This is a genomic window from Sutterella sp., from assembly GCF_052272535.1.
GTDB lineage: Bacteria > Pseudomonadota > Gammaproteobacteria > Burkholderiales > Burkholderiaceae_F > Sutterella.
The window spans coordinates 1-7,592 of the sequence record NZ_DAVZJY010000118.1 but is presented as its reverse complement, the minus strand read 5'-3'; the positions used below and the strand labels follow the sequence as shown (position 1 = coordinate 7,592).

At 63.7% G+C, this 7,592-nt stretch carries 7 protein-coding genes; 1 reads left to right on the top strand and 6 read right to left on the bottom strand.

What is annotated here, in order from left to right:
* Positions 1-151 precede the first annotated feature (151 nt).
* Positions 152-928: a radical SAM protein gene (locus ACT6Y9_RS07040; protein WP_443744004.1), complete on the top strand. Its 777-nt coding sequence runs from the start codon at positions 152-154 to the stop codon at positions 926-928.
* Between the two features lie 129 nt (positions 929-1,057).
* Here ACT6Y9_RS07040 and htpX read toward each other — a convergent pair whose 3' ends face one another.
* The 6 genes from htpX to ACT6Y9_RS07010 form a co-directional block, all read right to left on the bottom strand.
* Complete coding sequence (gene htpX, locus ACT6Y9_RS07035) at positions 1,058-1,960, bottom strand: protease HtpX (protein ID WP_443744003.1); 903 nt, start codon at positions 1,958-1,960, stop codon at positions 1,058-1,060.
* A 259-nt stretch (positions 1,961-2,219) separates the two neighbouring features.
* Complete coding sequence (locus ACT6Y9_RS07030) at positions 2,220-3,392, bottom strand: lipopolysaccharide assembly protein LapB (RefSeq protein WP_295476795.1); 1,173 nt, start codon at positions 3,390-3,392, stop codon at positions 2,220-2,222.
* Between the two features lie 289 nt (positions 3,393-3,681).
* Positions 3,682-4,851 (bottom strand): porin, encoded by a 1,170-nt coding sequence (locus ACT6Y9_RS07025; protein WP_443744002.1) that lies wholly within the window; start codon positions 4,849-4,851, stop codon positions 3,682-3,684.
* A 415-nt stretch (positions 4,852-5,266) separates the two neighbouring features.
* Positions 5,267-5,575 (bottom strand): HU family DNA-binding protein, encoded by a 309-nt coding sequence (locus tag ACT6Y9_RS07020; protein WP_295476799.1) that lies wholly within the window; start codon positions 5,573-5,575, stop codon positions 5,267-5,269.
* A 21-nt stretch (positions 5,576-5,596) separates the two neighbouring features.
* Positions 5,597-7,291: a 30S ribosomal protein S1 gene (gene rpsA, locus ACT6Y9_RS07015; protein WP_295476801.1), complete on the bottom strand. Its 1,695-nt coding sequence runs from the start codon at positions 7,289-7,291 to the stop codon at positions 5,597-5,599.
* Between the two features lie 135 nt (positions 7,292-7,426).
* A partial coding sequence (locus ACT6Y9_RS07010; RefSeq protein ID WP_443744005.1) for a (d)CMP kinase occupies positions 7,427-7,592 on the bottom strand: 166 nt, incomplete at its 5' end.

Genomic DNA, 7,592 nt, shown 5'->3' with positions numbered 1-7,592 from the left:
CGCTCGACGGGCGGCCTGAACGATCCGCAGGCCGCCCGTTTTTGTTTCAAAGCGGGGGCCGCCCCGCGCTTCCGGTCTCCCCGGGCTGTGCTAACTTGACCGTCCATTCCCCCCAAAAAAAAGCGCCGCCCGACCCCGCGGCTGCAGAACCATGTCCACGATCCTCTTTCCGAGTCCGGTCTTCGGGCCCGTGCACTCCCGGCGCCTCGGCGTCTCGCTCGGCATCAACCTACTTCCCGCCGACGGCAAGGTCTGCTCCTTCGACTGCATCTACTGCGAGTGCGGCCTCAACATGTCGCACCGCCCGCACACCAAGCTCCCGCAACGCGCCGCCGTGCGCGCGGCGCTTGAAACAAAGCTCGTCGAGATGGCCGCCAAGGGCGTGAAGCCCGACGCGATCACCTTCGCGGGCAACGGCGAGCCAACGGGGCACCCGGAGTTCGCGCAGATCGTGGACGACGTCGTCGTGCTGCGCAACCGCTTTGCTCCGGCCGCCAAGATCAGCGTCCTCACGAACGCGCACCACATCCTCAAGCCCGAGGTCTTCGCGGCGCTCCTGCGTGTGGACAATCCCCTCCTCAAGCTCGACACGGTGGACGCGGACTACATCCGGCGCGTCGACCGCCCACAGGGACGCTACGACCTCCCCCGCCTCATCGAGCAGATGAAGGCCTTCCGCGGAAAATGCATGATCCAGACGATGTTCCTCAAGGGCACCTGGAAGGGCGAGTCGGTGGACAACACGGCCGAGCGCTACGTGACGCCGTGGCTCCAGACCGTGAAGGCGATCAACCCCGAGCTCGTGACGATCTACACGATCGACCGCGAGACGCCCGACAAGTCGCTCGCGAAGGCTACTCACGAGGAGTTGGACGGCATCGCCGCGCGCGTGCGCGCCGCCGGGCTCGAGTGCACCGTGAGCTACTGACCGCGGCCGCCCTCAGCCAAGCAAAAGGCCTCCGGAAGAGCGGGAATGCGCTTCCGGAGGCCTTTTGCTTTGTCCCTTGAAGTCCGGCTCCTCTGGAGCGGAGCCGGCCTTCAGGGTGATGCGTGCGGATCAGTTCGCCGTGTAGCGGTGCTCGCGCAGCGCCTTGATGCGGTCTTCGATCGAGGGGTGGCTCGCGAAGAGGCTGCCGATGCCACCCGAGATGCCGAAGCCCTTGACGGAGCCCGGGAGCTCGTTGGGGGCGACGCCCCCGAGGCGCGCCAGCGCGTTGATCATCGGCGTGGTGGTGCCCATGATGTTCGCGGCGCCCGCGTCGGCGTGGTATTCACGGTAGCGGCTGAAGGCGGCGACCACCATCGAGGCGAGGAACCCGAGGCAGATGTCGAGCACGAACGAGGTGGCGTAGTAGCCGACGCCCGGGGCGTCGTCTTCGTTGCGCAGGATCTGGCGGTCGACCACCCAGCCGATCACGCGCGAGGCGAAGACCACGAAGGTGTTCATCACACCCTGCAGAAGCGTCATCGTCACCATGTCGCCGTTCTTCACGTGCGAGATTTCGTGGGCGAGGACGGCCTCGACCTCATCCCGGTTCATGAGGTTCAAAAGCCCCGTCGAGACGGCGACCAACGAGCTCGACTTCGAGGGCCCCGTCGCGAAGGCGTTCGGCTCGCCATCGTAGATCGCGACCTCCGGCATCGGGATCCCGGCCTTCTCGGACTCGCTACGGATCACGCTCACGAGGTAGCTCTCGACCGCGTCGCGGGGATGGTCGACGTCGACCATCGTGAGGCCCATCGACATCTTCGCCATCGTCTTCGACATCAGGAGCGAGATGATCGAGCCCGAGAAGCCCACCACCATCGCAAAGACGAAGAGCGCGCCCAAGTTGAGCGACTTCCCGCTCATCGTGCCGAAGTTGATGCCCGTCACCATGGAGATCACGTTGAGGATCACCGAGAGCATGATGAAGATGGCGAAGTTTGCAAGTATCAGCAGGCCGATGCGTTTGAACATGGCTTCCCTATTCCTTTCCCTTTTGAGGCATTGCTTGTGAGTTCGCGGCCGCCGCTTCTTGACGTTCTTGGAGCGCGGCGCCGCACGCACGGAGCGGGGGTCCGGCGGACTTTTTCTCTTCCTCTCGTGCGTCTTGGAGAATTCTACGGTTACATGGGGGCTGCGCCCCTTCGCGTCAAGCGCCGACTTGTAACAAAAAGGGCGGAATCCTCAGGGATATCCGCCCGTTCGTCCGTCTGCCTGCGGCTTTGCGCCGGCATCAGCCGCCGGTGCGCCGACGGTCCTCGATGCGCCGCGGCGAAAAGCTGTCCCAGGCGCCGCACCCGAGGCAGTGCCAGGAGAAGGACGACGCGAGGAAGCCGCACTGGCGGCACTGGTAGCGCGACCAACGCCGCGCGTTCTGCTCGAGAAGACCCGCGAGGAGCTTCGTCATCTCATCGTCCGGGTTGCTCTTGAGGCGCATCTGCATGAGGCAGTTGAAGGCGGCGACGCTCGGGTGCTCCTCGAGGAGCTTCTTCGCGATCTTCTCGGCCGCGGAATACCCCTGCCAGGCGGCGATGCGGGTGAGGGTCGCCTCGAGCACGTCGGCCGTGCCGAGCTTCTCGGTGAGTTCGAGGAGGAGCGCGAGGGCGCCCGACTGGTTGCCGGAGGCCGCCATGGCGTCGGCGAGGTGGCCGATCACGAGGGGCGCGTAGTCCGGGGTCTTCTCGACCACCTCCTTCCACCAGCGGATCGCCTCGGGGACGGCCCCTTCGGCCGCGGCGACGCGCGCGATCGTCATGGGCACGCGGGGCGTCGCGTCCTTATAGCGCAGGAGCGGCTCAACGAGCATGCGGGCATCTTCGAGCTTCTTCTGCCGGAGCGCCGTGTCGATGCGCTCGCAGTAGAAGTGCGCGATCTCCTCGGCGTGGTTTTCGCCCGCCTGGGTTTCAAGGAGGCGCGCCGTCTCGGTGGCGGCCGCCCATTCGTGTTCGGTGACGTAGATCTTGAGGAGCTCGCGGAGCGCGTGGAGGTGCTCCGACGGAACGCCCGAGAGCTTCCTGTACGCCGCCTCCGCGCGGTCGAAGAAGCCCGCGCAGAGAAAGTCCTTGGCGAGCTCCTTGAGCGCGAGCGCCCGCTCCTCGTCGGGGAGGTCGGCGCGGTTGTAGAGGTGGCGGTGCAGACGCACGGCGCGCTCGAATTCGCCGCGGCTCCGCAGCAGGTTGCCGAGCACGCGCTCGAGTTCGGTCAATTCCGGGTCGAGGCGCACCACCTCGATGAAGGCGTCGATCGCCTTGTCGGGCGAACCGTCAAGGAGGAGCGCCAGACCGCGCGAGCAGACCTCGGGGACCTTCGCCGTCTCACCGCGCTGCTTCTGGTCGAACCCCCGGCACCACCAGCCGGCGAAGAACAGGATCGGAACGAAGATCAGATACCAGTAGTCGAATTCCATGGCGGTGCGCAGGTGTGTTGGTGCCGGCCGGACAACTCGGACGCCCTTCAGAGGACGCTCCCGGCAAAAGAGCTTGATTTTATCGCCCTGCGGGGCGAAGCGCTTCTCTTTTCGCTTCAGGCGCGGAGTTCGCCGCAGTAGCCGAAAATGCAAACGGCGCACTTCCCATTGAGGAGGTGCGCCGTTCTTCGTTCTTGCGTCTGCGGGATCCGGAGACCCCGGGACGCGCTCATTCAGCTTGAAGCCCGTTCAGCCTGCACGGGCGTCGGGACTTCAGGAGAAGAGGCGATTAGAACGTGTGGGTGAGGCCGAGGTAGACGTTGCCGATCTTAGCCTTAGCGTCTTCATTGCCAGCCTTATTGCTGTCAACCGTGGCTTCCGCATAGCCGCCGCCGACGTAAACCGTCGTGCGCTGGCTGAGCGGATAGGTGTAACGGGCGGCGAGGCCGTAGTAGTCGGCATCATAATCCGCAGCCTTGGCGTTAGTATCGTCGTAGAGATCCTCGGCCTTGGCATCAACGTAGTAGGCGCCGACCGTGAGTTCACCCTCGGCAACCGGAACGATCGTGCCGAGGTGGAGGCCGTAGCCCTTCCAATTCTTCTCGGTCGTCAGGCCGTAATTACTAACGGCCGTCTTGAAATCATCAATCCCAAAGACGTCCTTCTGGCCGGCAAAGTACTGGGCTTCCGCGAAGAGCTTGGCAACGCCGAAGTCGTAGTTGCCGCCGACGAAGACGAGCTGGCCATCATCCGGCTCGTAGTTGGACTTGCGCTCGAGCGTGGAGTACTTCGTGAGTTCGTAGCCGACAGCGAACTGAGCGGGGCCGTATTCACCCGACAGGCCGACGGAGGCGTAGCGCTCGGCGGTGGAGTGACCTTCGATCTGACCTTCCGGCTTTTCAACCGTGGTGTCCGTCTTGAAGCTGTACTGGGCGACGAGCTGCAGTCCGGCGAGGCGCGGCGAGGCGTAGGTCACCATGTTGTCGCAGCGCGAGCTGGAAGCAAAGCCATAGACAGCGTTGTCGCCGCCGTCGAAGGCATCGACGTAGCCGAGGAGATCGTACGTACCGGCAGCCGACGCGATGCCGCCCATGCGGCCGAAGGCGAGTTCACCGAAGGGACCGTAGACCGTCAGGGCCGCTTCGCGGCCGAAGAGGCGGCCACCCTGGCCAAGCGTGCCGTCGTCAGTGCTGACGGCGTTTTCGAGCTTGAAGCCGACCTTGTAGCCGTTGCCGAGGTCTTCAACGCCCTTCAGGCCGAAGCGGGAGCCGGCGTTGATGCCGGAACCCATTTCGAAGGTGTTCTGACCATCAACCTTCTTGGCGCCGTTAAAGCCCGTCACGTCGGTGTAGGTGTAATTGAGCGCCTGGTCGACAACGCCGTAAAGCGTCACATCAGCAGCAGCGGCGGAGCCGGCAAACGCGCCGAGAACGGCGAGCGCAGCGAGAGTCTTCTTCATTTTCAGAAATCCCATTTTTGTGAAGTCCCGTCCGGAGCGGGCACCTTGTGTGCCGCGGACGAACGGGGCAAAGCGGCGCCCCTTTCGGCGAACGCCCCATATGCATTCAGCGGTGCACGGCGCGCCTCTTGCACAAGCACGCCGGATCCGTAGAACCGAGGTTCATGATATGGATGGAAACGCGCCGCATCAGAGCAAAAAGCGCCTTAATAAGAATTCTTCTTGTTTATCAACGGGCTAATTTTTTGCTCGCCTGTTGGTGATCTGCAACACTGGCGGCGGAGAAGTTTTGGCATCCTCCGATCCCGTTGAATTTTGGAAAAGAAAAAGGACCGCAACCCCGTGAGGGAGAAGCGGTCCTCATCGCTCTTCGCCGTCATCCGCCTTTGCAGGCGGGCGACGGGTGAGCTTGTGGTCAGACGTCAGAATCCCGGCTCGCGTCCACGCGTTCCCGAAGGCCCTTGCCGGCCTTGAAGAACACCGTGAAGCGGGCGCGGACAGCAACAGCCGAACCATCCTGAGGATTGCGGCCGACGCGTTCCGGACGGTATTTCAGTCCGAAGGAGCCGAATCCGCGAATCTCGATGCGGCTGCCTTCCACGAGCGTCCGGCTCATCGTGTCGATGATCACGGCCGCCGCGTCCATGCAGTCGCGCTCACGGAACGTCGGAAGGCGCCCGTAGAGCTCAGAGAGCAGTTCGGATTTGGTCATGGAATTACCCATGGTTGCCTCCTCTGACTCTGATTACTTCTGCTCGAGCTTGGCCTTGAGCAGAGCACCGAGGTTCGTCGTGCCGGTGGAGGAACCAGCGTCGGCGTTGACGCGGTCAAGCGCAACGCGGGCCTCGGCAGCGTCCTTCGCCTTGATGGAGAGCTGGATGCTGCGGTTCTTGCGGTCGAGGCTGATCACGGCCGCTTCGACTTCCTGGCCGACGGAGAGGACGGTGGAGGCGTCTTCAACGCGGTCCGTGGAGATCTCGGAGGCGCGGAGATAGCCTTCGACGTCGTTGCCGAGGTCGATCACGGCGCCCTTGGCGTCAACCGACTTGACGGTGCCCTTGACGACGGCGCCCTTCTCATGGGTCGAGGCGAACGTGCCGAACGGATCGCCGCCGAGCTGCTTGATGCCGAGGCTGATGCGCTCGCGGTCGGTGTCGATGGCGAGGACCATGGCTTCGACTTCGTCGCCCTTCTTGTACTGGCGGACAGCTTCCTCACCGGACTCGTTCCAGGAGAGGTCGGAGAGGTGCACGAGGCCATCGATGCCACCCGGCAGGCCAATGAACACGCCGAAGTCGGTGATCGACTTGATCTGGCCCTGAACGCGGTCGCCCTTCTTGTGGGACTGGGCGAATTCGTTCCAGGGATTCGGCTTGCACTGCTTCATGCCGAGGCTGATGCGGCGGCGGTCTTCGTCGATGTCGAGAACCATAACTTCGACTTCATCGCCGAGCTGCACGACCTTGCGCGGATCGACGTTCTTGTTCGTCCAATCCATTTCGGAGACGTGCACGAGGCCTTCGATGCCGGCCTCGACTTCAACGAACGCACCGTAGTCGGTGATGTTCGTGACCTTGCCGAAGAGGCGGGTGCCTTTCGGGTAGCGGCGGGCGATGCCGATCCACGGATCTTCGCCGAGCTGCTTGAGGCCGAGGGAGACGCGGCTCTTTTCCTTGTCGAACTTGAGGACCTTGGCGGTGATTTCCTGGCCGACCTGAACGACTTCGCTCGGGTGGCGGACGCGGCGCCAGGCGAGGTCGGTGATGTGCAGCAGGCCGTCGATGCCGCCGAGATCAACGAACGCACCGTAGTCGGTGATGTTCTTGACGATGCCCTTGACGATGGCGCCTTCCTGGAGCGTCTCGAGGAGCTTCGCGCGTTCTTCGCCCATGTTGGCTTCGACGACGGCGCGGCGCGAGACGACCACGTTGTTGCGCTTGCGGTCAAGCTTGATGACCTTGAACTCGAAGGTCTTGCCTTCGTACGGCGTCGTGTCCTTGACCGGACGGGTGTCGACGAGCGAGCCCGGGAGGAAGGCGCGGATGCCGTTGGTCATGACGGTGAGGCCGCCCTTGACCTTGCCCGTGACGGTGCCGGTGACGAGTTCGCCGGATTCGAGCGCCTGCTCGAGGTTCATCCAGGCGGCGAGGCGCTTGGCCTTGTCGCGCGAAAGGATCGTGTCGCCGTAGCCGTTTTCGACGGACTCGATGGCGACGGAGACGAAGTCGCCCGGCTTGACGGTCACTTCGCCGTGATCATCCTTGAACTCATCGATAGGCACGTAGGCTTCGCTCTTCAGGCCGGCGTTCACGACGACGAAGTTGTAGTCGACGCGGACGACTTCAGCGGTGATGACTTCACCCTGACGCATTTCCTGGCTGGCGAGGCTCTGCTCAAAGAGCTCGGCGAAGGATTCGGGCTTGTTGGTTTCGTTGGACATTGTTGGAAACAAAGGATTAAGCACGCCCGCGGGCTCGGGCCGGATGAAAAAACGGCCGGAGGCGGGCGGAGTTGAAGAAAATTCGGCGGCCACCCATTCGGGCCGCCGCCGAAGAAATGTGTATGTTACAGCAACTTAGCGCGCGAGTCGCCACCAGTCGAGCACTTTTTTGACGACCTCCTCAATGCCCATGTCGGAGGTGTCGAGTTCACGGGCGTCCGCGGCGGGTTTGAGCGGGGCGGCGACGCGCTCGCGGTCGCGCCGGTCGCGCTCCTCGAGGTCGCGCGTCAGGGCCACGCGG

What these genes read in the sequence shown, in the direction of transcription:
- ACT6Y9_RS07020 (WP_295476799.1), bottom strand. Translation starts at nt 5,575, where the DNA reads ATGGGTAATTCCATGACCAAATCCGAACTGCTCTCTGAGCTCTACGGG.
- ACT6Y9_RS07030 (WP_295476795.1), bottom strand. Translation starts at nt 3,392, where the DNA reads ATGGAATTCGACTACTGGTATCTGATCTTCGTTCCGATCCTGTTCTTC.
- ACT6Y9_RS07040 (WP_443744004.1), top strand. Translation starts at nt 152, where the DNA reads ATGTCCACGATCCTCTTTCCGAGTCCGGTCTTCGGGCCCGTGCACTCC.
- ACT6Y9_RS07025 (WP_443744002.1), bottom strand. Translation starts at nt 4,851, where the DNA reads ATGAAGAAGACTCTCGCTGCGCTCGCCGTTCTCGGCGCGTTTGCCGGC.
- rpsA (WP_295476801.1), bottom strand. Translation starts at nt 7,291, where the DNA reads ATGTCCAACGAAACCAACAAGCCCGAATCCTTCGCCGAGCTCTTTGAG.
- htpX (WP_443744003.1), bottom strand. Translation starts at nt 1,960, where the DNA reads ATGTTCAAACGCATCGGCCTGCTGATACTTGCAAACTTCGCCATCTTC.